Annotated in this window: 23 protein-coding genes; 9 read left to right on the top strand and 14 right to left on the bottom strand. The window is 41.5% G+C overall.

Annotated features, from left to right (window positions below; translation table 11 throughout):
* Positions 1-54 precede the first annotated feature (54 nt).
* Both VCASEI_RS11405 and argR read right to left on the bottom strand, forming a co-directional pair.
* A complete protein-coding gene (locus VCASEI_RS11405; RefSeq protein WP_086962033.1) occupies positions 55-1,038 on the bottom strand; it encodes a TAXI family TRAP transporter solute-binding subunit in 984 nt (327 codons plus the stop codon).
* A gap of 296 nt (positions 1,039-1,334) precedes the next feature.
* Positions 1,335-1,805 carry a transcriptional regulator ArgR gene (gene argR, locus VCASEI_RS11400; protein ID WP_086962031.1) on the bottom strand — a complete coding sequence of 157 codons (471 nt, stop codon included), beginning with the start codon at positions 1,803-1,805 and terminating at the stop codon, positions 1,335-1,337.
* 300 nt (positions 1,806-2,105) lie between these two features.
* Between argR and mdh the strand changes: the two genes are divergently transcribed.
* Entirely contained in the window at positions 2,106-3,041 is a 936-nt protein-coding gene (gene mdh, locus VCASEI_RS11395) for a malate dehydrogenase (RefSeq protein WP_089110771.1), read from the top strand.
* Positions 3,042-3,145: 104 nt separating this feature from the next.
* On the opposite strand, the gene ispB is transcribed toward mdh, so the two are convergent.
* A complete protein-coding gene (gene ispB, locus VCASEI_RS11390; RefSeq protein WP_086962028.1) occupies positions 3,146-4,117 on the bottom strand; it encodes an octaprenyl diphosphate synthase in 972 nt (323 codons plus the stop codon).
* A gap of 272 nt (positions 4,118-4,389) precedes the next feature.
* Between ispB and rplU the strand changes: the two genes are divergently transcribed.
* The 6 genes from rplU (at position 4,390) to folA (ending at position 8,300) form a co-directional block, all read left to right on the top strand.
* A complete protein-coding gene (gene rplU / locus VCASEI_RS11385; RefSeq protein WP_086962026.1) occupies positions 4,390-4,701 on the top strand; it encodes a 50S ribosomal protein L21 in 312 nt (103 codons plus the stop codon).
* A gap of 29 nt (positions 4,702-4,730) precedes the next feature.
* Positions 4,731-4,988, top strand: coding sequence for a 50S ribosomal protein L27 (gene rpmA, locus VCASEI_RS11380; protein ID WP_017026335.1), 258 nt, complete (start codon positions 4,731-4,733; stop codon positions 4,986-4,988).
* A 182-nt stretch (positions 4,989-5,170) separates the two neighbouring features.
* Positions 5,171-6,343, top strand: a complete 1,173-nt coding sequence (gene cgtA / locus VCASEI_RS11375) for an Obg family GTPase CgtA (RefSeq protein WP_086962024.1) — start codon at positions 5,171-5,173, stop codon at positions 6,341-6,343.
* 184 nt (positions 6,344-6,527) lie between these two features.
* The gene (locus tag VCASEI_RS11370) at positions 6,528-7,295 is read left to right on the top strand and encodes a threonine/serine exporter family protein (RefSeq protein WP_086962138.1); all 768 of its coding nucleotides are present in this window, start codon (positions 6,528-6,530) and stop codon (positions 7,293-7,295) included.
* Positions 7,292-7,759: a threonine/serine exporter family protein gene (locus VCASEI_RS11365; protein WP_086962022.1), complete on the top strand. Its 468-nt coding sequence runs from the start codon at positions 7,292-7,294 to the stop codon at positions 7,757-7,759. The genes VCASEI_RS11370 and VCASEI_RS11365 overlap by 4 nt, the downstream gene beginning before the upstream one ends.
* Before the next feature lie 55 nt (positions 7,760-7,814).
* A complete protein-coding gene (folA, locus tag VCASEI_RS11360) occupies positions 7,815-8,300 on the top strand; it encodes a type 3 dihydrofolate reductase (RefSeq protein WP_170924594.1) in 486 nt (161 codons plus the stop codon).
* 62 nt (positions 8,301-8,362) lie between these two features.
* On the opposite strand, the gene VCASEI_RS11355 is transcribed toward folA, so the two are convergent.
* From VCASEI_RS11355 to lptD, 6 genes are all read right to left on the bottom strand, one after another.
* Positions 8,363-9,181, bottom strand: coding sequence for a symmetrical bis(5'-nucleosyl)-tetraphosphatase (locus VCASEI_RS11355; protein ID WP_086962018.1), 819 nt, complete (start codon positions 9,179-9,181; stop codon positions 8,363-8,365).
* Positions 9,182-9,190: 9 nt separating this feature from the next.
* Positions 9,191-9,574: a Co2+/Mg2+ efflux protein ApaG gene (apaG, locus tag VCASEI_RS11350; RefSeq protein WP_086962016.1), complete on the bottom strand. Its 384-nt coding sequence runs from the start codon at positions 9,572-9,574 to the stop codon at positions 9,191-9,193.
* A 196-nt stretch (positions 9,575-9,770) separates the two neighbouring features.
* Positions 9,771-10,592, bottom strand: a complete 822-nt coding sequence (rsmA, locus tag VCASEI_RS11345) for a 16S rRNA (adenine(1518)-N(6)/adenine(1519)-N(6))-dimethyltransferase RsmA (protein ID WP_086962014.1) — start codon at positions 10,590-10,592, stop codon at positions 9,771-9,773.
* Entirely contained in the window at positions 10,589-11,614 is a 1,026-nt protein-coding gene (pdxA, locus tag VCASEI_RS11340; protein ID WP_086962012.1) for a 4-hydroxythreonine-4-phosphate dehydrogenase PdxA, read from the bottom strand. Before pdxA ends, rsmA begins: the two co-directional genes overlap by 4 nt.
* On the bottom strand, positions 11,601-12,905 hold the full coding sequence (gene surA / locus VCASEI_RS11335; RefSeq protein ID WP_086962010.1) for a peptidylprolyl isomerase SurA: 1,305 nt from the start codon (positions 12,903-12,905) through the stop codon (positions 11,601-11,603). Before surA ends, pdxA begins: the two co-directional genes overlap by 14 nt.
* Positions 12,906-12,989: 84 nt before the next feature.
* Entirely contained in the window at positions 12,990-15,299 is a 2,310-nt protein-coding gene (gene lptD / locus VCASEI_RS11330; RefSeq protein ID WP_086962008.1) for an LPS assembly protein LptD, read from the bottom strand.
* Positions 15,300-15,476: 177 nt separating this feature from the next.
* On the opposite strand from lptD, the gene djlA reads away from it, so the two are divergent.
* Complete coding sequence (gene djlA / locus VCASEI_RS11325; protein ID WP_086962006.1) at positions 15,477-16,325, top strand: co-chaperone DjlA; 849 nt, start codon at positions 15,477-15,479, stop codon at positions 16,323-16,325.
* A gap of 35 nt (positions 16,326-16,360) precedes the next feature.
* On the opposite strand, the gene VCASEI_RS11320 is transcribed toward djlA, so the two are convergent.
* The 5 genes from VCASEI_RS11320 to leuA all read right to left on the bottom strand — a co-directional run bounded on the left by VCASEI_RS11320 (position 16,361) and on the right by leuA (position 22,094).
* On the bottom strand, positions 16,361-17,146 hold the full coding sequence (locus VCASEI_RS11320; protein ID WP_086962004.1) for a DUF547 domain-containing protein: 786 nt from the start codon (positions 17,144-17,146) through the stop codon (positions 16,361-16,363).
* Between the two features lie 137 nt (positions 17,147-17,283).
* Positions 17,284-17,889 (bottom strand): 3-isopropylmalate dehydratase small subunit, encoded by a 606-nt coding sequence (gene leuD, locus VCASEI_RS11315; protein WP_086962002.1) that lies wholly within the window; start codon positions 17,887-17,889, stop codon positions 17,284-17,286.
* 10 nt (positions 17,890-17,899) lie between these two features.
* The gene (leuC, locus tag VCASEI_RS11310) at positions 17,900-19,354 is read right to left on the bottom strand and encodes a 3-isopropylmalate dehydratase large subunit (RefSeq protein WP_086962000.1); all 1,455 of its coding nucleotides are present in this window, start codon (positions 19,352-19,354) and stop codon (positions 17,900-17,902) included.
* A 19-nt stretch (positions 19,355-19,373) separates the two neighbouring features.
* Complete coding sequence (gene leuB / locus VCASEI_RS11305) at positions 19,374-20,468, bottom strand: 3-isopropylmalate dehydrogenase (RefSeq protein ID WP_086961999.1); 1,095 nt, start codon at positions 20,466-20,468, stop codon at positions 19,374-19,376.
* A gap of 75 nt (positions 20,469-20,543) precedes the next feature.
* Complete coding sequence (gene leuA, locus VCASEI_RS11300) at positions 20,544-22,094, bottom strand: 2-isopropylmalate synthase (RefSeq protein WP_086961997.1); 1,551 nt, start codon at positions 22,092-22,094, stop codon at positions 20,544-20,546.
* A gap of 494 nt (positions 22,095-22,588) precedes the next feature.
* On the opposite strand from leuA, the gene VCASEI_RS11295 reads away from it, so the two are divergent.
* A complete protein-coding gene (locus tag VCASEI_RS11295) occupies positions 22,589-23,116 on the top strand; it encodes a phosphatase PAP2 family protein (protein ID WP_086961995.1) in 528 nt (175 codons plus the stop codon).
* Positions 23,117-23,119 lie beyond the last annotated feature (3 nt).

Raw genomic sequence — 23,119 nt, 5'->3', positions numbered from 1 at the left:
TGTTAAGAAGCATTTAAGCCTTGTTGAATCCTTGTGTTTGATGCGATATGTGAATCACAGTAATCCCACTTCTTTATAGTAGCGAATTGCACCTGTGTGTAACGGAACAGAGATACCATCTTTGATCATGTTCTCTTTTTTCAACAATGAAAAAGCGGGGTGTAATCGTTTAAAGGTATCGAAATTTTCAAAGACGGCTTTGGTGATCTGATAAGCTACCTCATCGGATAGTGAACGATCCACGCTGACAACCGATAACATACCAAAACTTTGTATGTCTTTATCATTATTCAGATAAAGATTGGCTGGTACCGATGTGTGAGCGTAGTAAGGATGTTGATTGATGAGTTGATCAATGTGTTTCCCTGTTGCTGGTACTAGCCGTGCTTGGCAGGCAGTTGTCGCCTCTTTTATTGAGGCGTTAGGATGGCCAATGATTGAAATAAAAGCATCAATTTTATTATCACATAACGCTTGAGCTCGACCCGCCCCTGTATATTCAGTGACTAAAGAAAAGCTTTTGTTTGTCCAAGAAAATTGTTTCATGAGCATATCAATAGTTGCGCGATCGCCTGAACCAATATTGCCTATATTGACGCGTTTTCCTTCTAAGTCATGAATGTTTTGAATATCAGAATCACGTCTAGCAATAATATTAAAAGGCTCGCTATACAGTGAGAATAAAGCCCTCATATTGGTATAGGGAGAGTCAGACTTAAAATCTGAGTTACCTTTAAATGCTTGATATTGCCAATCTGACTGACTTATAACGGCATCCATTTTACCCATACGTAATGCGTTAATATTGTCGACTGAGCCTGCGGTAGATTCCACTGAGCAGCGAATATGGTGCTTTAGGCGACCTTTATTAATTAGCTTGCAAATGGAGCTACCAGCAGGGTAATAAACACCAGTTACTGCGCCTGTTCCGATTGTGATATAGACTCTTTCTTCTGCTTGAGTCGTGCAGGAGAAGAGTAAAAGTAAGACTGTAGTAAGGTTAAAAAAGGTGCGAGACAAAAATGAAATAAAAATCATGTAAACGTCCTTGTGCCATTTAGGCGATGATATCTATCATTGCAATATTTTGATCAGGATGACACTAACTGGATAGTATTTTATACCAAATCCATAGGCATAAAATATTACTTGAAGTTAACTATATATTGCTTAGCTATACTAAAGGTAAGTATGGCATTGGGGTAGACAATTGTAATCGTGAAGGAGAAAAGTGAGAAGGTCTTCACGTCATTCAAGATTAGTCCTTAAATGACGTGATGATATAGCCGTTATGGCGATAATTTTGGCATAGCATTATTCGGGGGTGCTAGTCACTAGCCTGCGTATTCAAATAATTCGCAAACGGAGTCAAAAAGCTGTTTGGTGGTAATGTTTAATGTTGGAGTGATAAAAATGGTATCATCTCCGGCAACCACACCTAAAATACCTTCCGATTTCCCCAATGAATCTAATAAGCGAGCAATCAACTGAGCCGCGCCTGGGCCCGTGTGGATGACCACTAACGCATTATTATGGCCAACATCTAATACCAACTCTCTTAGCGAGCTTGAAGCCGTTGGAACACCGAGTTCTGCGGGTAAGCAATAAACCATCTCCATTTTAGCGTTACGAGTTCTCACGGCACCAAATTTGGTGAGCATGCGCGATACTTTGGATTGATTAATATTATCGAATCCTTCTTCTCGTAGTGCGTCCACGATTTCACTTTGAGAGCCAAAACATTCTTCTTTTAGAAGAGCTTTAAATGAGCGGACTAAATGATCTTGTTTGTCACTATTTCGCATAATGGTTTCTTTTACTCATACATATAATTGCATTATTTTCGCATAGATGAGCAATAATCACCAAGTAGTTACGTCAAATTTTAGATAATTTATTCTAAATGACTGAATTAATAATAATCACAAAGAATTCTGTAAGGTTGTGTTTTATTTCTGATTTTCAATTGGGTGAGTGCAATATCTCAAAGCTGAAGTTATCCAATTGTAATTAATATGGAGATATTGTAACTTTAATTTCAATCTAGGTTGTAGACCTAAATATACGTTAATAACAATAAATTGATTGTCAAAGGAGAAAGGCTAATGAAAGTAGCTGTGATTGGTGCCGCTGGTGGTATTGGACAAGCACTCGCTTTATTGCTTAAAAATGGACTTCCTGCAGGCTCAGATCTTGCTTTATATGATATTGCGCCAGTAACGCCAGGCGTTGCTGCCGATTTAAGCCATATCCCAACGCCTGTTTCTATTAAAGGTTATGCAGGTGAAGATCCAACACCTGCACTTGAAGGTGCCGATGTGGTACTGATCTCTGCTGGTGTTGCGCGTAAGCCAGGTATGGATCGTTCCGATCTTTTTAATGTTAATGCTGGGATCGTAAAATCGCTTGCTGAAAAAATTGCGGTCACTTGTCCTAATGCTTGTGTTGGTATTATTACTAACCCTGTTAACACGACCGTGCCAATTGCGGCAGAAGTACTCAAAAAAGCAGGCGTGTACAACAAGCGTCGTTTATTTGGTATTACAACTCTTGATGTGATTCGCTCTGAAACGTTCGTATCTGATCTGAAAGGGGTTTCACTTGATGGTCTTGAAGTACCTGTTATTGGTGGGCACTCAGGGGTAACGATTCTTCCTTTACTTTCACAAGTTCAAGGTGTGGAATTTACTGCAGAAGAAACGGCAGCACTGACGAAGCGCATTCAAAACGCGGGTACTGAAGTCGTTGAAGCAAAAGCAGGTGGCGGTTCTGCAACACTTTCTATGGGGCAGGCTGCTTATCGTTTTGGCTTGTCTTTAGTGAAAGCTCTACAGGGTGAGCAAGGTATTGTTGAATGTGCTTATGTTGAGGGTGACGGCGAGCATGCTCGTTTCTTCGCACAACCGATTCGTTTAGGTAAAGAAGGCGTAGAAGAAATCTTAAGTTTTGGTGAGTTAAGTGACTTTGAAAAAGAAGCATTTGATAGCATGTTAGATACACTGAAAAGTGATATTGCACTAGGCGAAGAGTTTGTAAAATAACAAACAATAATTATTTTATTATTTAAATTAAATCCCGTTTTGTAGCGAACAAAACGGGATTTTTTATGTTTGTTTCATTTAGAAGAAAGAGTGCGTTTTCAGATTTATTTGGTTCTATTAACGGCCATATGCGCCAGTGTCACTAAGGCTTCTTTGTATTCTGAGTCAGGAATAATCGCTAACTCTGCAATGGCTTTATCCGCTTCTTCTTCTGCTCGTTTAGTCGTGTATTCAAGTGAGCCTGTTTGATGCATCGCATCCATAATGGCATCAAGCTTTTCCATTCCATTTGAATGCTCAATGGCATTACGAATCATGATTGATTGTTCTGGCGTGCCGTTACGCATCGCATAAAGGAGTGGTAGGGTAGGTTTACCTTCGGCAAGATCATCACCGACATTCTTGCCCATTTCTTTACCATCCGATGTGTAATCCATCACATCATCAATTAGCTGGAAAGCTGTACCTAAATATTTGCCGTAGTTTTGCAGTGCCACTTCAGTTTCTTTTGGCGCATCGACTAATAAAGCCCCAATCTGTGTGGCAGCTTCAAATAAACGAGCCGTTTTAGAATAGATAACTTGCATGTAACTTTCTTCGGTCGTATTAGGATCATTACAGTTCATTAATTGTTGAACTTCGCCTTCTGCGATCACGTTAACAGCATCACTCATTAGCTTGAGGATCTTTAAGGATCCAAGGCTGGTCATCATCTGAAATGAACGAGTGTAAATGTAGTCACCAACCAAAACACTGGCAGCGTTGCCAAAAGCGGCATTAGCCGTTTCTTTGCCTCGGCGCATATCCGACTCATCCACGACATCGTCGTGTAATAATGTCGCTGTGTGAATGAACTCAACGAATGCTGCTGCGGTAATATGGTCTTTTCCTTGATAACCTAACACTTTGGCTGAAAGCAGCGCTAGCAAGGGGCGTAGACGCTTTCCTCCCCCACTGACTATATAAAAGCCAAGCTGATTAATTAGACTAACTTCAGAATTAAGTTGGGCGTGAATGGTTTCATTCACTTTTACCATGTCGTCGGCAGTTAGCGCCTGGATAGCTTTAAAATCCATTGTTCTTCCAGCAGAGATAGGCCCAGTGTGGCCAAAATAATAAAAATAATGACCGATTCTACACTAAAAAACATTGATAAACACGAGTGTAAACGGCATCATTAACGCACTTTAATCAGGCGATGATCTTTTCGCCATTTTTTTTAATATTTATCTTGTCAAAGGGTAGGCTCTCAAGTAGAATCTGCGCCCTATTGATGACAAGTTTAAGCGCACACCTGATATGTTTAAAATAACTAACATGATGCTGTGCGGAAAAAGCGGAGTAAAATATGTACGCTGTTTTCCAATCTGGTGGTAAACAACACCGTGTAAGCGAAGGACAAACTCTTCGTTTAGAAAAATTGGACGTAGAAACTGGTGCAAACGTTGAGTTTGATTCAGTTCTTATGGTTGCTAATGGTGAGGAAATCACTATTGGTGCACCTCTGGTTGCTGGCGGTAAAGTAACTGCGGAAGTAGTTAAGCACGGTCGTGGCGATAAAGTTAAAATCGTTAAGTTCCGTCGTCGTAAGCATTCACGTAAGCAAATGGGCCACCGTCAGTGGTTCACTGAAGTCAGAATTACTGGCATCAGCGCTTAATCTAAAGCTTATTTCGAAGGAGAAGTAACATGGCACATAAAAAAGCTGGTGGTTCTACTAATAACGGTCGCGATTCAGAAAGCAAACGCCTAGGTGTTAAGCGTTTTGGTGGCGAATCTGTTCTAGCAGGTAACATCATTGTTCGTCAACGTGGTACTAAATTCCACGCTGGAACCAATGTTGGTATCGGTAAAGACCATACTCTATTTGCTTTATCTGAAGGTAAAGTTAAATTTGAAGTTAAAGGTCCTAAGAACCGTAAGTTCGTAAGCATCGAAACTGCATAAGTTTCTGTTTACAATTGAATTCAAAGCCCTGCCTTTATGGCGGGGTTTTTTATTTATAACAAGATTATATAATAGGCCCTAGACCCTAGACCCTAGACCCTAGACTTCGACAATATATACTAGGATTTACAGTCTGTGGTCTACACTCATAATAACTTGCCAATATGCAGGTGGAGTAGCAAATGAAGTTCGTTGATGAATCAACCATAAAAGTAGAAGCTGGTGATGGCGGTAATGGCGTTGTTAGTTTTTGGCGTGAAAAATTTGTTGAAAAAGGCGGCCCTGATGGCGGTGATGGCGGTGATGGCGGTGATGTTTACATGCAAGCCGACGAGAACTTAAACACACTAGTCGATTACCGTTTTGAACGTTTCCATAAAGCGGAACGTGGTAAAAATGGTGGTGGTGGTAACTGTACGGGTAAACGTGGTGCGGATAAAACCATTAAAGTACCGGTTGGGACTCGTGCTGTTGATATTCATACTAATGAAGTTGTTGCAGAAGTGACTGAGCACGGTAAGAAAATCATGATCGCCAAAGGTGGTTGGCATGGTTTAGGTAACCAACGTTTTAAATCGTCAGTGAATCGTGCACCACGCCAAAAGACAATGGGTACCAAAGGTGAAGTACGTGAATTGCGTCTAGAACTACTATTACTTGCGGATGTCGGTATGCTTGGTTTGCCAAACGCGGGGAAATCAACCTTTATTCGTGCGGTATCGGCAGCGAAGCCAAAAGTGGCTGATTATCCATTTACCACATTGATCCCAAGTCTTGGGGTGGTTCGTGCTGGCGCTGAGCGCAGTTTTGTGATCGCCGATATTCCAGGTTTGATTGAAGGGGCAGCAGAAGGTGCTGGCCTTGGGGTTCGCTTCTTAAAGCACTTAGAGCGTTGTCGTGTGTTATTACATATGGTCGATCTTCTTCCTATTGACGGCTCAGATCCAATTGAAAATGCTCTGACTATCATTGATGAATTAGAACAGTACAGTGAAAAAGTCGCGGCGAAGCCACGTTGGTTAATTTTTAATAAAGTGGATCTTCTAACAGAAGAAGAAGCGGATGAGAAGATCCAAGAGATCATCGATGCGCTAGGTTGGGAAGGTCATACTGCCAAAATTTCAGCCGTAAATAAATTGGGTACCAAAGAGCTGAGTTTTGAGCTTGCTGAGTTTATGGAAAATCTACCTAAGGAAGAAGAAGTCATTGTTGAAGATGATAAAGTCGACTTTAAGTGGGATGATTATCATAAAGATGCCATGAGTGGCAAAAATGTGATTACGGAAGATTCAGATGATGACGATGATTGGGATGACGAAGAAGATGACGGCCATGTTATTTATGTTCGTGATTAAATAATCTCATTTTTCATTAATAGATATAAGAAAGCTGTGATTCTCTAGGATCGCAGCTTTTTTTATTTTAAATCATCCTTTTTAGCATTGGATTAAGGCAGACTAATAAAAATATTACGGTAAAACCACCATGAATATTAGAACGGTATGAATAATGATTATCAAAGGATTGGTATCACACGATATGGACGAAAAACAAAGAGTCATATCTCGCTTGATTGTACAAGTGGGGCAAATGTTGTTAGCTCATGGTGCAGAAAGCACATTGGTAGGGGATCTTACTCATCGGCTTGGATTGGCCTGTGGTATGGATGAAGTTGAAGTCTCCATGTCGGCAAGCTCATTAGTAGTGACGACGGTCATGGAGGGGCATTGTGTGACGACCGCTCGGCGTAGTCCTGATCGTGGTATCAATATGAAAGTAGTCACTGAAATTCAACATATTTGTATTATGGTTGAACGTAAAGTAATTGATTATCGACTTGCTGAGCGAAAACTAAATCAAATACAACCCACGCGTTATAACCGCTGGTTAGTGCTATTTATGATTGGCCTATCTTGTGCAGCTTTTGCTCGTTTAGCGAATGGGGATGAAATCATTTGTGCGATCACGTTTCTTGCATCAAGTGTTGGGATGTTTATTCGACAAGAAATTGCTCACCGAAATTTTAATCCTCTGCTTAATTTTACTGTAACGGCTTTCGTGACCACCCTGATATCTTCTCAGGCGGTCGTGTATCAAGTCGGTAATTATCCTTTTTTAGCCATGGCTTCATCGGTATTAATGTTGGTGCCAGGATTTCCACTCATTAATGCTGTAGCTGATATGCTAAAGGGTTATGTCAATATGGGGATCGCTCGCTTTGTCATGGCAAGTTTACTGACATTCGCTACCAGTTTAGGGATTGTTGCGGCGATGACATTGACTGGGACATGGGAGTGGGTACGATGATCGATTTTCTATGGGCTCTTATTAATGTAATGTTACTTGCTTCAATACCCGCAATTGGTTTCGCCCTCGTTTTTAATGTGCCTAAAAGCGCGTTAAGGTACTGTGCGTTAGGGGGAGCGATTGCTTATGGTATTCGTTTTACATTGATGGTTTATCTAGTTCCTATTGAATGGGCAACTTTTTTTGCTGCGACAATTGTGAGTATCATCGGTGTTCATTGGTCACATAGATTTTTGGCGCACCCTAAAGTTTTTACGGTCGCCGCCATGATTCCTATGGTGCCAGGTGTTTATGCCTTTAAGGCTATGATTGCTTTGGTTGAAATTAATTCTAGAGGATTTGACCCTCAGTTATTTTCCATGCTCATTGAGAATTTTTTACAGGCGATGTTTATCATTGCCGGGCTTGCAATAGGCCTTGCAATGCCTGGATTGATATTTTATCGTCGTCGCTCTGTAATATAACTTTTGGTTGTATGCTCAATAGTGACATGATTAAGATCATCAAAAGGATTAGGTTTTGAAACTCAGTATGATTGCCGCCATGGCAAAAAATAGAATTATAGGCAAAGATAATCAGATGCCTTGGCACTTACCGGCCGATTTTACGTGGTTTAAACACTGTACTATGGGCAAACCGATAGTTATGGGCCGTAAAACGTATGAGTCCATTGGTCGTCCTTTGTCGGGGCGACTCAATATTGTACTTAGCCGAGATGCTTCTTTAGTCATTGATGGCGTTACCGTCGTGAGCTGTATCGAGGAAGCGAAGCGGGTTGCGGGTGCTACCGATGAGCTTATGGTCATTGGTGGTGGCAGTATTTACCAAACCTATTTAAATCAAGCTGATCGCTTATATTTAACCTTTATTGATGCTCAAATTGATGGAGATACCCAATTTCCTGATTGGGGAGAAGGCTGGAAGACCGGGTATCATGAGCAATATACTGCTGATGAAAAAAATCAATATGATATGGAATTTATGATCTTAGAGCGTGAAGATTAAAGCCGTGCGCTTTTTTGATTATGGGTGTGATCGCCTATTTACACCCACTGTAGCTGCGCTTGTTAAGACTTATTTTTCGATACTTGTGTGAAAAGTTGTTTATCTTCCCATCTCAACATCGAAAGGTATTCACCCCAAACACAGCCCGTATCTAAACCTATTACATTCGCCTCTTCATCATGACAGCCCATCAACGCAGCCCAATGCCCAAAAATAATAGTTTTCTCAAAGGGTTTACGTGACTTTATTTTAAACCAAGGTTGCAATGAGTCATTACTCATTTTGCTTGGTGGAAGTTTACAGTCCATATCTAATTCGCCATTTTCTGTGCAAAACCGCATACGGGTAAAAGCATTGATGATGTACCGATATCGTTCAATACCTTGCAGTGATTCAGTCCATTGAGTTGGGGTATTCGCGTACATGTTTTTAATGAGCCAAGGCCAGTCGCTGCTTTGTAATATTTGTTGGACTTCTTGAGCCGCTAGCCGTGCGGTTGATAAATCCCAGAGAGGCGAAATACCAGCGTGACACATAACAAATTCATCATGTTCAGCCATTAATGGTTGGTGGCGAAGCCATTCCATTAGCTCATTTCTGTCTGTTGCTGTGAATATATCAGCCGTTTTATCTTTTGGTTTTATTGGGTAATAACCGAGATGAATGGCGAGTAAATGAAGATCGTGGTTACCTAAAATACAACGAGCAGATGACCCTAAGCCACGTACGAAACGCAATGTTTCTAATGAATTGGGACCTCTTGCAACAAGATCACCAGCCAGCCATAAAGTATCCACTTTCGGGTTAAATGAAACTTGTTTAAGCAGTAATAAAAGCTCGTCAAAACAGCCCTGAATATCGCCTACAATATAGTTGGACACGTTACCTCACTAGTTCAATATATTTGGAATAGCTAATCGAAATGGAGGAATATCCGCTAGAAATTCGTTGCCTTGAAAGTCAAGCATCACATAGTGACCCTGCATCACACCGACAGGTGTTTCAAGAGCAGTACCACTGGTGTAAGTGTATTCTTGCATAGGCTCTATAACGGGTTGTTCTCCTACCACGCCTTCACCTTCAATGGTTAATTGTTTCGCGTTAGCGTCCGTAATTAACCAACGTCGTCCGATTAATTGTACAATATCTTGGCTTAAATTTCTGATGGTAATCGTATAGGCAAAAACATAGCGGTTCTGTTCAGGTTGGGATTGTTCTTTAATATAACGGGTGTGTACTTGGCATGTGACGCATGGTGGGTTGACTTCAGTCACTGTTTTTCTCCTATCCTTAGAGGTAACGCTTCATTTTTCTTATCGAATATTTTAGCCGTGGTACAAGAGTTTGAATGGGCAACGGATAAACAATACAAATGGAAACATTAACAATATTATGAAGCTTGGACCGTCAGACTACTTACTGATGAGTATATAGGAGCCATTATTCATGACCCCTATATTTTATTGAGTATTACTCTTGTTCTGACTTTGTATTGTTGGCATCCATATAATTTGCCAAAGCAACAAATTGAACTAGCGTTAAGTTTTCTGGACGTAAGCTTGGACTGATGCCTAATGCTTCTAACTCTTCAGCAGAGACAAGATTCTTAAAGCAATTACGAACTGTTTTACGACGCTGGTTAAAGCCTTCGCGACATACTCTATCTAACCACTTTAAGCTCGTTGCCGGATGTGGCAGCACTTCATAAGGTGATAAACGCACGACGGCTGAATCGACTTTAGGTGGTGGAATAAATGCTGTAGGTGGAACTTCTAATACAGGCATCACTTTACAAAAATATTGAGCCATTACCGTTAATCGACCATATGCTTTGGTACCAGGGCCGGCTGCAAGTCGGTTAACTACTTCTTTTTGTAGCATAAAGTGCATGTCTTGGATGTCTTTATGAAATTCAAATAAGTGGAACATGAGTGGCGTAGAGATGTTGTATGGCAAATTACCAAAAATACGTAGTTTATTATTGGGTTTGACGAGTTGATTGAAGTCAAAACGCATTGCATCACCTTCATGGATGGTGAGCTTGCTTGCTAAATCTGGATGATTACGCAGACGCTCAGCTAAGTCTCTATCCAATTCAATAACGGTTAATTTGTCCACTTCACGACCAACAGGTTCTGTGATGGCACCTAACCCCGGCCCAATTTCAACCAAGTTTTGTCCCGGCAGTGGGTTAATAGCAGAAACAATTCCATCAATAATATACGGATCATTTAAAAAGTTTTGGCCAAAACGCTTACGGGCTTTATGACCTAGATGGACATCATTACTCATTGCTTACTCTCTTTTTGCTTCTGTTCTGGCTGTTTTGAGCTTTCTGCCAGTTCTAGAGCATGGGTGATTGCAGTTAAAAAACTACCAATATCGGCATTCCCTGTGCCAGCTAAATCCAGTGCCGTTCCGTGATCGACTGAAGTTCGGATAAACGGCAGTCCTAAAGTGATATTAACCGAATTACCAAATCCTTTATATTTTAGTACCGGTAACCCTTGATCATGATACATCGCTAATACGGCGTCAGCTTGTTCTAAATACTTTGCATTGAAGATGGTATCGGCTGGCAGTGGACCGATTAAATTCATGCCATTTTGCTCTCTCATGCGTGTTAACGTCGGAGTGATGGTTTCGATTTCTTCGTGCCCAAGACAACCGTCTTCACCCGCATGAGGGTTTAAGCCACAGACATAAATTCTGGGCGTTTCTATGCCAAATTTATTGACTAAGTCATCATGTAAAATGCGAATGATGCTTTCTAAGCGCTCACTGGTCACTGCCTGACTCACATAGGCTAAAGGTATGTGAGTAGTCACTAATGCGACTCGTAGGCCCTCTGTTGCGAGCATCATCACAACCAGTGGTGTCTTGGATTGCTCAGCAAAAAATTCGGTATGCCCACTAAAAGCAACTCCAGCACGATTGATAACGCCTTTATGGACAGGGCCAGTTACTAATGCATCAAATTCACCACTGATACTACCTTGGCAGGCTCGTTCCAGTGTTTTTAATACGTAATGACCATTGGCTTCATTTAGTATGCCAGCGATAACCGGTTCATTTACTGGAATATGCTCAACGGTTAATTGTCCTTGTTGAACAGTTTTGGGCGAGGTATTGACGTCGTAGTCCAATAATTGAATGTTGATTCCTAACTGATTAGCTCGCTCTGTGAGCATAGTTTTATCGGCACACACAATTAATTGATGAGGCCATTCATACTGAGAAAGCGCTAATACCAAATCGGGGCCGATTCCCGCCGGTTCTCCAGCGGTAATGACAATACGTTTAACCTTTGTCATTGTTATTTTGCTCATTATTTTTATCTAAAACTTCAACGTAGGCACTGGCTCTAATTTCTTGCAGCCATGCGCCAGCTTCTTCATTAAATTTACGCTTAAACAATATTTGATAGGCGCGATTTTTCATGGCTGATTCTGTTTTATCGACCGAGCGACGATCGAGGACTTTTACAATGTGCCAACCATGAACTGTTTTGAATGGAGGGCTTATTTGTCCAATTGGTAATGTTTCGACTTGATGTTTAAATTCAGGTACGTAGTTGTCTGCTGTCTGGAATCCTAATATACCATTAGCAACGGCTGAACCAGGATCTTGGCTATATTGTTGGGCTAACTCCCCAAATGTTCGTTTACCTGAGTTAATTTGTTCAATGAAACCATCTAATTCTTTTTTCGCCCCTTCATCACTTAAGATGATAGAAGGTTTAATGAGAATGTGTTGAGCATTGACCTCAGTCACAGCAACCGTTTCCAGACCTTTTACATCTTGTATCATCAAAATGTGGAAACCCACGCCACTACGAAATGGACCAATAATCGCGCCACGGCCTTGGGTGGTAATTTGGTCGGCAAATATAGTTGGCATTTCTTCTTTGCGCATCCACCCCCAATCACCACCTTGTAAAGCTTTAGGGCCTTTTGAGTAGGTGTAGGCTAAGGTCGAGAAATCTTCGCCTTGTTTTAATCGGGAGACTAGTTCTTCGGCCTGTTGTTCGGTTGCTTCTTTATCATCAGAAAAATGTAATTGTATTTGAGCTATTTTATACTCGACCGTTTCCGTCGTTCTTTCTGCTAATAGTGCGGCGAGGGTTTCAACTTCAGATGGCGAAATATTCACTCGGCGTCGTACTTGGGCGTTCCTCGCTTCACTAACCGCCATTTCTTTACGGATCTGCTCACGAAATACTGGGTAAGTGAGTCCTTGTAGTTGCAACGATGCTGTTAATTGTTCAAGAGTTTGACCATTTTCTTTCGCGATGCTTTGAATTGCTTGATCTAAACGTTGGTCATCAATTTGAATCCCCATTCGTTTTGCTTCTTGTAATTGAATTTCATCGAGTACCAACTTTTCTAATACTTGCTCTTTGAGGACGTCCGCTGGGGGGAGTGGTTGTCCTTTTTCGCCTGCATTAGCTTTAACCGTTTTCATTGCTGTGTCGATATCGGTCTGTAAAATTACACCATTATTGACGATAGCAACAACGTGATCGAGTGATTGTGGCGTAGCCGACACAATTGGTGAGCCGAGAAGGGTCAATACACTGAATAATGCGGGGATCCATATCTTCATTATTTCTGATTTCCAATTAGTACAACAAAATAATTACAAAGTAGAGAAAGCCAGCCATATTAGCATGACTGGCAAATCGGTTCATTAATTGGCAAGGCTAAATGGGCGACCGTAACCGAGTGAGTTACCACCATCGCTGTATTCTACGCCTGCATTTTGGCCTAAGCCTTTGATGCCGATATTTAAACTGACTTTAGATTCGTATTCTGGGCCCGGCTCTGGGTATATTTGAGCCACATCACCAGAAGATAATATATGACGAGAGAAGGTAAGGCCAAGGAACCAGCAGTCATCATTATAAGTCACGCCAAGTAAGCTTTCTAACATGTCGTTTTCAGTCATGTCGTGATAGTAGTTTGCTTGCACACTCCAACGTTGAGCAACGGTAAAATTGGTCAAAATACCTGCTTGTGAAATGCCGTCTCGTGTGTAGGTGTTGAGCTGACTTTCTGAAATGTTGGGCGCGTTATCTGCTATGTAATCTTTAGAGATATAGCGATAGTTTAGCTGGGCGTAGCCACCGGATGGGATCTTATATTCGAGGGTGCTATTTGCCAACTGTAAAGTGGATACATTGCTGTCGTATTGTAGTCCGCCTTTATAAAGCCAGGAATCACTTATATTCCATTCATTTTCCAGAGCCCAAGCAGAAAGATTGGCTTCATCACTGCTTGGATTAATGTAATAAATTTGACCAAGTGATAAGTTGAAACGTTCTTTATAGTTCTCGTCATAAAAACGTGATGTAGCCCCGTAGCTTAACTGATTTGCAGGCGCAATAAAGTCAACACTACTGTATTTCATATCGCGGAATAAGCCATAGTAATCCGATTGTAAGAGTGTTGTATCGTAACCACTGTATATTTCCGATTGATCGACTTCGGGGATATAAAGATACTGCATACGAGGTTCAAGCGTTTGAGTGTAACCGCCAAGTAAGCGTTGGTTGTTATCCATGAACAATGAGCCGTTAAGGCGATATTCAGGCACCACTCGCTGTGCGCTTTCTTTTAGATCGGAATCTGCAGCTGAAACACTTCCATTTTTCAAATCTTGTTCGTAATAGGTATACATTAACTTTGCTTCAGAGGTTAGCTGCCCCCAAGGTGCATAAAACGGCACAATAAGGCTTGGCTCAACATGAACACGAGTAGCGTCAGGTAATTGATCGTTATCTGTTTCAAAGCGACTGATGTGGCTGTCCCATTCAAAATTAACATGAGGCAGTACTTCAGGTCTGTGGTATTGATATTGTAATTGTGGCATTAAGCGGTAAGGCGTTGCCCCAGTAAGAATTTGAAAGTCACGAACTTTTAATGTGGTATCTGAGAAATCAGTACGGTAAGAGACTTCACCCGATTGAAGTAATTGACCATCTTCACGATTACCGATGCTTGAGTCTAGATCATCTAAGTAAGTATCATCGCTGACTCGGGAGTAATCAACTGAGAACTTCCAATTGCGATCATAGATGCCATCATGAGTTAAGTTTAATCCCCAGCGAGCCCCTTTATCTTGGTAGAGGTCGTCATCATTTAGGTATTCAAAATTTACTGTACCGGAGCCAAAGCCATCCGTTAGGTAACGAAGTTCATTATTAAATTGAACGCCACGCTTTTCCATATAGTTTATCGTGGTGGTTAAATCGTAATTAGGCGCTAAGTTAAAATAGATAGGGACATTAATTTCTAAACCATTCTTAGTATCGTAGCCTCCCGTCGGGTATAAAAAACCTGTTTTACGTTTGTCACCGATCGGTACGGTAATGTAAGGCCAATAAAAAACAGGTACATCGAGAATTTCAAAGCGCGTATTATAAAACGTCGCTTCTTCTTCATCATTATCGATATCAATATCAGAGGCTTTGACTCGCCAGGATTTATTGCCTTCTGGGCAAGTGGTTAACGAGCCATCTTCCATGCTATAGATCGCTTGGCCATCTTTTAAAATATAAGCGGCTTCTCCACGGGCGGTTTGACAAAGTAATTTATACTGGGTGTTATGGAACTCAATGCGATCGCCTTTAAGATCGGATTTGACTTTATTGGATTTAGACTTGATTTGTCCATCGTTCATTGTCACATTACCGTCTGCGAGTACACTATTGTCCGCTTGGTTGACGGTGACAGTATCTGCTGTGATGGTTTTGTGGCCTTGGGTTACGACAACATCACCTTGGTAGACCGCTTCATTTCGTCCTTTTGCATTAATGCTATCGGCTTCGATATTGACGGGCTCTTCAGGAGCGTCAGGTGATGTTTTTTCCGGTGCGATACATTGATCGGTAGGAATGATTTCCGGCACACTATCACTACTACTTTCATTTGCGAAAGCGGTAGGCAAAAAGGCTGCACTTATAAGTGTGGTAAGAAAAGTGCGAGAAATTGAAAACATTGAATAAGTTTTTCCTGTGAAAACTGAATGAGACGATATTTAAAGATAACGGTTATTTACAGAAATAAGACGAATTAAGTATAGATTTCTATATCATATAAGAATCTTATGAGAATCGACACTATACAGACAATAGTTAACAATAAAAATTCATAGTTTGGGATTTGGAATCGACATATGTTAGGTAAATTATTAGGTATTCTGTTTGGCTCGATGATTGGCGCGATTCCTGGCGCGATTATTGGGTGCTTTATAGGTCACCAGTTTGATAAAGCACGAAGAAATCAGCGCGGGTTCCAATCTGCATTTGGCTCTGGGGCATCTCAAGCGGAACGCCAAACGGAATTTTTTCAGGCTGCTTATGCGGTTATGGGGCATGTTGCGAAAGCCAAGGGCCAAGTAACGAAAGAAGAAATTCAATTGGCTTCGGTCATGATGGATCGCATGAACCTTAGCGATGAGCAAAAGAAAATTGCTCAAGAAGCTTTTCGCCAAGGGAAGGAATCAGATTTTCCATTGTTAGAAACTTTGCGTAAGGTGCGATTTTCGGCAGGTCGCCGACGTGATTTGTTGCAGTTTTTCCTTGAATTACAAATTTCAGCGGCTTTTGCTGATGGTGAATTACACCCTAGTGAAATACAAGTCCTGCAAACTGTTGCGCAAGAGTTAGGATTTACGGCTCAATATTTACAGCAGCGTTTGCGGATGCAAGAAGCGGCATTTCGTTTTCAGCAAGGTGGTGGTTTTGGCGGCTATCAGCAGCAAGGCCAACAATCTGGCGGGGGGCAGTGGCAACAACGTACCACAGCTTCACAACTGAACGATGCTTATGATTTATTAGGTGTGGATAAAGAAGCTGATTCTAAAACCATCAAACGGGCTCACCGTAAGCTGATGAATGAGCACCATCCTGATAAGCTAGTTGCAAAAGGTTTACCACCAGAGATGATGGAAGTCGCAAAACAAAAAGCGCAAGAAATTCAGAGCGCTTATGATCTTATTAAGAAAGAAAAAGGATTTAAGTAAGCTTAATTATCTAGAATTTAGGTGATGTATTTTTTTCATTCTTTCTTTTCATTTAAAGCCCAGTTGTAATCATAACTGGGCTTTTTCGTTATCTGGCTAAGTGATGGATAAAATGAAGAAAGGTATTTTATGACCTCAGATTCTCCGCCAAAATCGATCGCATACCATTTGAAAATTGATGACAATTGCACCGTATCATTGTGGATGTTGACGCCTTTATTGCTATTCACAAATTCATTTTCAGCCTGTTTTAATAACGCTTCGGTATTGCTTGAGGTAAAGGCGTTAGACGCTAAATTCGGGCAACCTAAGCTGGCACAATTGAGGGCATAATGGATTCGTTTATCTTTCCAGATAGGGCGTAAAATACGATGTTCAATATCATTTAACGTTAACTCTTTTTTATTGATAGTTGTGATGTTGTCATCCCATGGGCCAAACGAAAAGAGGCCACCAAGTTTGGTGATGGATTGTAGCGGATAATGATCAATAATAAGTTTTACGGTTAATGCATTGTATAGATTGATCCAATAGGCGAATTGTTCTTGTCTGTTCAGTTGGCGTGGGTCTAGCTTGGCTAAAGATTGCAGATAGTGATGAAGCGTTTGTTTGTCTTTATCACTCATGGTGGCATAACGAAATAAGTGATTTTTGCTTTCGACAACGAGGTTATGATCGAGAATAGTTTGCCATGCGGAATGGTCGATAACTTGAGTACTCTTTTCGTTGCTCACATTCCAATAAGGCCAAAGCTCAGCCTTAGGCGCGGCAATCGAGCTAAAAGAAAAAAGAGAAAGTAGTAAAAGCGTGAGTCGATACATGGTTAGTCTTCATTTATGGTATGTACAGATAAAGGTAGACCAATAAAACGCAATGGTTCTTTCATAAAAATCCTAGCATGTAATCAGTCAATTGAGCTGATATACATACTAGGATTTGATAATGAGAATGGCTTTTATTATTTCAAAAAGCTTGGAATATTATTTTCAAATTCCGCGATTTTATCGGCGTGTTGTAAGGTTAGACCGATGTTATCCAAGCCATTTAATAGGCAATGACGGCGGAATTCATCAATTTCAAACGAATAGGCTTTCCCGTTGGCTGAAACACTCATTGCTTCTAGATCAACGGTGATTTGTGCCCCTTCATTGGTTTCAACAAATTGGAATAATTCATCGACTTCACTTTCGGTTAATTTTACAGGCACAAGTTGGTTGTTGATCGAGTTACCATAGAAAATATCAGCAAAACTTGGCGCAATCATCACTTGAATACCGTAATCGGCTAATGCCCAAGGCGCATGCTCACGCGATGAGCCACAACCAAAGTTTTCACGCGCTAGCAAAATACTGGCGCCTTGATAACGAGGTTTGTTCATAATGAATTCAGGGTTTGGTTGTTGCCCGGCATCATCTAAAAAACGCCAATCATTAAACAAGTGTTGACCAAATCCAGTACGGGTTACTTTTTGCAGAAACTGTTTTGGAATGATCGCATCGGTATCAATATTAGCAATATCCAATGGAACCACTAGGCCGGTATGTTTTTGAAATCCTTGTGACATAGTGTGCTCCTTATTGTGTTTTTTCTGTTTGTGACGATAAGTTGAATTGACGAATATCAACAAAATAGCCAGCGATTGCGGCGGCCGCAGCCATGGCAGGGCTAACTAAGTGAGTACGGCCATCACGACCTTGACGGCCTTCAAAGTTACGGTTGCTGGTGGAAGCACAACGCTCTTGAGGTCCTAAACGGTCATTGTTCATCGCAAGGCACATAGAGCAACCCGGCAAACGCCATTCAAAGCCTGCATCGATGAAAATTTTATCCAAACCTTCAGCTTCAGCTTGAGCTTTTACTTGTTCAGAACCCGGAACGATTAAAGCTTGTACATTAGCAGCTACTTTTTTGCCATTGGCGGCAGTTACTACCGCGGCGGCGGCGCGCATATCTTCAATACGAGAATTAGTACAAGAGCCGACAAAGACTTTATCGACACTGTAATCAGACAATTTCTTACCCGCCTCTAATCCCATGTAAGCCAGTGCTTTTTTAGCCGAGCTTTGTTCGACAGGATCTGAGAAACTCTCTGGAGCCGGAATAATACCATCGACAGACATCACTTGACCGGGATTGGTACCCCAAGTCACTTGTGGAGTGATTTCTGAAGCTTCTAGTGTAATAACTGCGTCAAACTCGGCCTCATCATCTGAGCGTAAGCTCTTCCAATATTCAACCGCAGCATCAAACTCAGCGCCTTTTGGTGCGAATTTTTTACCTTGAACATAGTCAAATGTAGTTTGATCTGGTGCGATAAGGCCAGCCTTTGCACCAAGCTCAATCGCCATGTTACAAACGGTCATGCGGCCTTCCATCGAAAGATCCGTAATGGCTTCACCGCAGAATTCAACTACATAACCAGTACCGCCAGCGGCTGTGGTTTTTCCAATGATCGCAAGTACAATGTCTTTGGCGGTAATGCCATCAGCGACCTTGCCTTTCACTTCGATCTTCATGGTTTTAGCTTTCGCTTGTTTTAGCGTTTGAGTCGCCAAGACATGTTCAACTTCAGAAGTACCAATCCCAAAAGCAAGCGAGCCAAATGCGCCGTGGGTGGCTGTGTGGGAATCACCACAAACAATGGTCATACCCGGTAGGGTGATCCCAAGCTCCGGCCCCATAACATGTACGATACCTTGATATTTATGGTTTAAATCATAAAGGGTAACGCCAAACTCTAGGCAGTTCTGCATTAGGGTTTGCATTTGAATCCGTGCCATTTCACCTGAAGCATTAATGTCTTTGGTGGTGGTGGACACATTGTGATCCATCGTGGCAAAAGTTTTACTTACTTGGCGCACAGGGCGACCTTTCTCTCGCAAACCATCAAAAGCTTGCGGTGAGGTGACTTCATGTACTAAATGGCGGTCGATATATAAGATTGGTGTTTCACCTTCTGCCGCTACGGCGACATGAGCATCGTAGACTTTCTCGTATAGTGTTTTTGATAAAGACGTAGATTTTGACATTGCTTCTACCCGCTCGTGCTTATTGATTAGAGTTAAGGATATATTGCGCGATTTTGTCACCCATTTCTGAAGTAGACAGCGCTGGTTTATCACCCGCTAAATCACCCGTTAGCTCTCCGGCTTCTAGGGCTTTAGATACTGCATTTTCGATATCTTGCGCAGCTGATTCTTCATTTAAGCTATAACGGAGCATTAAGGCTGCTGACAGTATTTGAGCCACAGGATTAGCAATGTTTTTACCAGCAATATCTGGTGCGCTGCCGCCTGCTGGTTCATACAGACCAAACTTGCTTTCATTTAGGCTAGCTGAAGGAAGCATGCCCATTGAGCCTGTGATCATGGCGCATTCATCAGAAATTATGTCGCCAAAAATGTTAGAGCAAAGCATCACATCAAATTGAGACGGATCTTTGATAAGTTGCATAGTGGCGTTATCAATGTAAATGTGTGACAACTCGACATCAGGGTAACCTTTGGCGATTTCTTCTACCACTTCACGCCATAAGATTGAGCTTTGTAGAACGTTGGCTTTATCGACAGAGCAGACTTTTTTGCCACGCAAACGTGCCGATTCAAAGGCAATTTTCGCAATGCGTTCAATTTCGTAGCGATGGTAAATTTCCGTATCAAAAGCTTTTTCTTCTGGGCCTTGGCCTTCACGACCTTTAGGTTGACCAAAGTAGATCCCGCCAGTTAATTCACGCACGACGACGATATCAAAACCACGCTCAGAAATATCTGCGCGTAATGGGGAGAATTTTTCTAAACCGGCATGGATTTGTGCAGGGCGAAGATTACAAAATAATTGGAAGTGTTTACGCAGAGGAAGCAATGCACCACGTTCTGGTTGATCGTTCGGAGGTAGATTTTCCCATTTAGGGCCGCCGACTGAACCAAATAAAACGGCATCTGATTCCTCACAAGCTTTTAGTGTGCTATTTGGAAGTGGTGTACCGTGATTATCAATGGCAATTCCGCCGACATCATGTTGTTCACGTTCGAAAGTAATCGAGTGTTTTTTCTCTATCGCATCAAGAACTTTATGTGCTTGTTGCATCACTTCTGGGCCAATGCCATCACCGGGTAAAACTGCAATTTTGTACGTAGCTGCCATGGGGTATCTCTTCCTTAAAAATTAAACCTGTAAACTAGAGCAAGTGATGGTTGTATCACTTGCTCTGAAGTAGGGTTATACGGTTTCCATTCTTTTTGATTGTTTGATTTCTGCGATTTGATCGGCACGATGAATGCTATTAATAACATGAAGCAGTGCTTGACCTGAAGCTTCAACGATATCGGTTGCTAAACCAGTACCATGATATTTACGACCTTTGTAATTGGCAATAATATCGGCTTGACCTAAACCATCTTCACCTTCACCTTTGGCGGTTAGGTCGAATTTATCTAGCACGATGTCATAACCCGTTAACTTATAAATACATTGGTATAGAGCATCGACTGGACCATTACCGACAGCCGCTTCGCATTTTTCTTCATCGCCACACAATAATTTAATGCTGGTGGTCGCCATCACGCTGCCAGATTGAACGCTTAAGTAATTCAACTTAAAGTAGTCGTCTTCATCACGCAAGTTGGCAAAATGCATTAGAGATTCCAAGTCGTAATCAAATACTTGCCCTTTGCGATCCGCTAGCTTCAAAAAGTCTTCATACAAAGTATTTAGATTGTAATCTGAATCACTGTAACCCATGGTATCCATATGGCTTTTCACAGCAGCTCGGCCAGAACGACTGGTTAGATTTAAGGCTTGGTTTTTAAGGCCAATTGATTCAGGTGTCATGATCTCATAGGTATTTTTATTCTTTAGCATGCCATCTTGGTGAATACCTGAGGAGTGGCTAAAGGCATTGGCGCCCACAATCGCTTTGTTACTTTGAATTGGCATATTACAAAGCTGACTAACAAGCTTGCTAGTACGGTGAATTTCATCGTATTTAAGCCCCGTATTCACACCTAAGAAGTCACCACGGGTTTTTATGACCATGGCGATTTCTTCAAGTGCGCAGTTACCTGCTCGTTCACCAATCCCGTTAATGGTTCCTTCAACTTGGCGCGCACCTGCTTGAACCGCGGCCATTGAGTTTGCCACTGACATACCTAAGTCATCGTGGCAATGGACTGAAATCACTGCTTTATCGATGTTTGGAACTCGGTTAAATAAAGTAGCGATAATGCCGCCGAATTCGTTGGCTAAAGTATAGCCGACTGTATCTGGAATATTGACCGTGGTTGCGCCTGCATTAATTGCAGCTTCAACAATGCGACATAGGTTGTCGATTGGTGTACGGCCAGCATCTTCACAAGAGAATTCGACATCATCGGTATATTTACGAGCACGAGTAACAGAGCGAACAGCCATCTCGACTACATCATCATAACTACGGCGAAGTTTGTCTTGGACGTGAATCGTCGAAGTTGAAATAAAGGTATGAATTCGGAATGCTTCGGCGACTTTTAGAGCTTCTGCTGCGACATCGATATCTTTTTCTACCGCGCGAGATAGGGCACAAATACGACTGTTTTTGATGTTTTTAGCGATAGTTTGAACGGATTCAAAATCACCAGGAGAGGAAATAGGGAAGCCAGCTTCAATTACATCAACACGTAAACGTTCCAGTGCATAAGCAATTTGCAGTTTTTCTTTCACCGTTAGGCTGGCTGAAAGTGCTTGTTCACCATCACGTAGAGTGGTGTCGAAGATAATTACTTGATCATTCATGGTGGCTTCCTTTTGATGTTAAGTACGCGATCCAACGCGATTTAAATATTTAGCTTTGATGGGCTAAATGCAATAAAAAAGCCCGCATGATAATGCGGGCTTTTTTGGAATTCTTATGTGGTATGTTTCGTCCACTGCCTACCCGCGCGATTTGTTCACGATAAGGAGGAGGCTGAGTAGAGTTGAAACATTGTTAGTCATTTATTTTCTTCCACATAGTTAGTGGTTAAATTAGTACCGCATTTTCGGGGGCAGCGTCAACCTTTTCGTCGAAAAAAAGTCAAATAAAAGTGACACCTCATTCTTATCAAAATCTATTTTCTTATAGTTAACATTGATATTAAGTCTGAGTAATTGATATTGAAGAATAATTTATAAGGTGTATTTACTTTATGTAATTTCATGATAAGAACAAATAATCGTCACCTTTTTGTCATTTACTTCGCCTAGCTTGGTAGCAGGAACGCTCATCATGAGCGAACAAGGAGTCAATGATGAAAACCATACAACCTATTGCTCGCTTCGACTTGGCTTTTTCTCTGTTTTGTTTACGCCACCGATTTAATGAGCCTGTTGCTCAAATGAGTAAAGCTGTTTCACATACTGGTGATGGGCATCTATACGCTGTTATGGGGCTATTAGCATGGGGATTTGAACCTAGAGTAGGTCAAATGTTCTTGATGACAGGGTTAGTTGCTTATTTTATTGAATTACCAATTTATTGGTTGGCAAAAAATAGTTTCAAGCGTCGTCGACCAGCTCAAATGTCGGATTTATTAACCTCTTTTATTACCCCTTCAGATCAATACAGCTTACCGTCTGGGCATACGGCCGCTGCTTTTCTTATGGCTGTGTTGTTGCAACACTTCTATCCTGAATTTGGTGTGTTTCCATTTGTGTGGGCTGGGCTTATAGGGTTATCGAGAATTTTATTAGGTGTCCATTTTTTTACCGATATTGTATTGGGTGCTTTATTGGGAATGGGAAGCGCATTATTCGCAATTGATATATTGAAAGGATAATAA

Source organism: Vibrio casei (genome assembly GCF_002218025.2).
Taxonomy (GTDB): domain Bacteria; phylum Pseudomonadota; class Gammaproteobacteria; order Enterobacterales; family Vibrionaceae; genus Vibrio; species Vibrio casei.
This window is presented reverse-complemented; position numbering and strand designations above follow the sequence as displayed.

Coding starts and splice junctions, on each gene's coding strand:
- VCASEI_RS11405 (WP_086962033.1), bottom strand. CDS start 1,038: ATGATTTTTATTTCATTTTTGTCTCGCACCTTTTTTAACCTTACTACA.
- argR (WP_086962031.1), bottom strand. CDS start 1,805: ATGCGAAATAGTGACAAACAAGATCATTTAGTCCGCTCATTTAAAGCT.
- mdh (WP_089110771.1), top strand. CDS start 2,106: ATGAAAGTAGCTGTGATTGGTGCCGCTGGTGGTATTGGACAAGCACTC.
- ispB (WP_086962028.1), bottom strand. CDS start 4,117: ATGGATTTTAAAGCTATCCAGGCGCTAACTGCCGACGACATGGTAAAA.
- rplU (WP_086962026.1), top strand. CDS start 4,390: ATGTACGCTGTTTTCCAATCTGGTGGTAAACAACACCGTGTAAGCGAA.
- rpmA (WP_017026335.1), top strand. CDS start 4,731: ATGGCACATAAAAAAGCTGGTGGTTCTACTAATAACGGTCGCGATTCA.
- cgtA (WP_086962024.1), top strand. CDS start 5,171: ATGAAGTTCGTTGATGAATCAACCATAAAAGTAGAAGCTGGTGATGGC.
- VCASEI_RS11370 (WP_086962138.1), top strand. CDS start 6,528: ATGGACGAAAAACAAAGAGTCATATCTCGCTTGATTGTACAAGTGGGG.
- VCASEI_RS11365 (WP_086962022.1), top strand. CDS start 7,292: ATGATCGATTTTCTATGGGCTCTTATTAATGTAATGTTACTTGCTTCA.
- rsmA (WP_086962014.1), bottom strand. CDS start 10,592: ATGAGTAATGATGTCCATCTAGGTCATAAAGCCCGTAAGCGTTTTGGC.
- pdxA (WP_086962012.1), bottom strand. CDS start 11,614: ATGACAAAGGTTAAACGTATTGTCATTACCGCTGGAGAACCGGCGGGA.
- surA (WP_086962010.1), bottom strand. CDS start 12,905: ATGAAGATATGGATCCCCGCATTATTCAGTGTATTGACCCTTCTCGGC.
- lptD (WP_086962008.1), bottom strand. CDS start 15,299: ATGTTTTCAATTTCTCGCACTTTTCTTACCACACTTATAAGTGCAGCC.
- djlA (WP_086962006.1), top strand. CDS start 15,477: ATGTTAGGTAAATTATTAGGTATTCTGTTTGGCTCGATGATTGGCGCG.
- VCASEI_RS11320 (WP_086962004.1), bottom strand. CDS start 17,146: ATGTATCGACTCACGCTTTTACTACTTTCTCTTTTTTCTTTTAGCTCG.
- leuD (WP_086962002.1), bottom strand. CDS start 17,889: ATGTCACAAGGATTTCAAAAACATACCGGCCTAGTGGTTCCATTGGAT.
- leuC (WP_086962000.1), bottom strand. CDS start 19,354: ATGTCAAAATCTACGTCTTTATCAAAAACACTATACGAGAAAGTCTAC.
- leuB (WP_086961999.1), bottom strand. CDS start 20,468: ATGGCAGCTACGTACAAAATTGCAGTTTTACCCGGTGATGGCATTGGC.
- leuA (WP_086961997.1), bottom strand. CDS start 22,094: ATGAATGATCAAGTAATTATCTTCGACACCACTCTACGTGATGGTGAA.
- VCASEI_RS11295 (WP_086961995.1), top strand. CDS start 22,589: ATGAAAACCATACAACCTATTGCTCGCTTCGACTTGGCTTTTTCTCTG.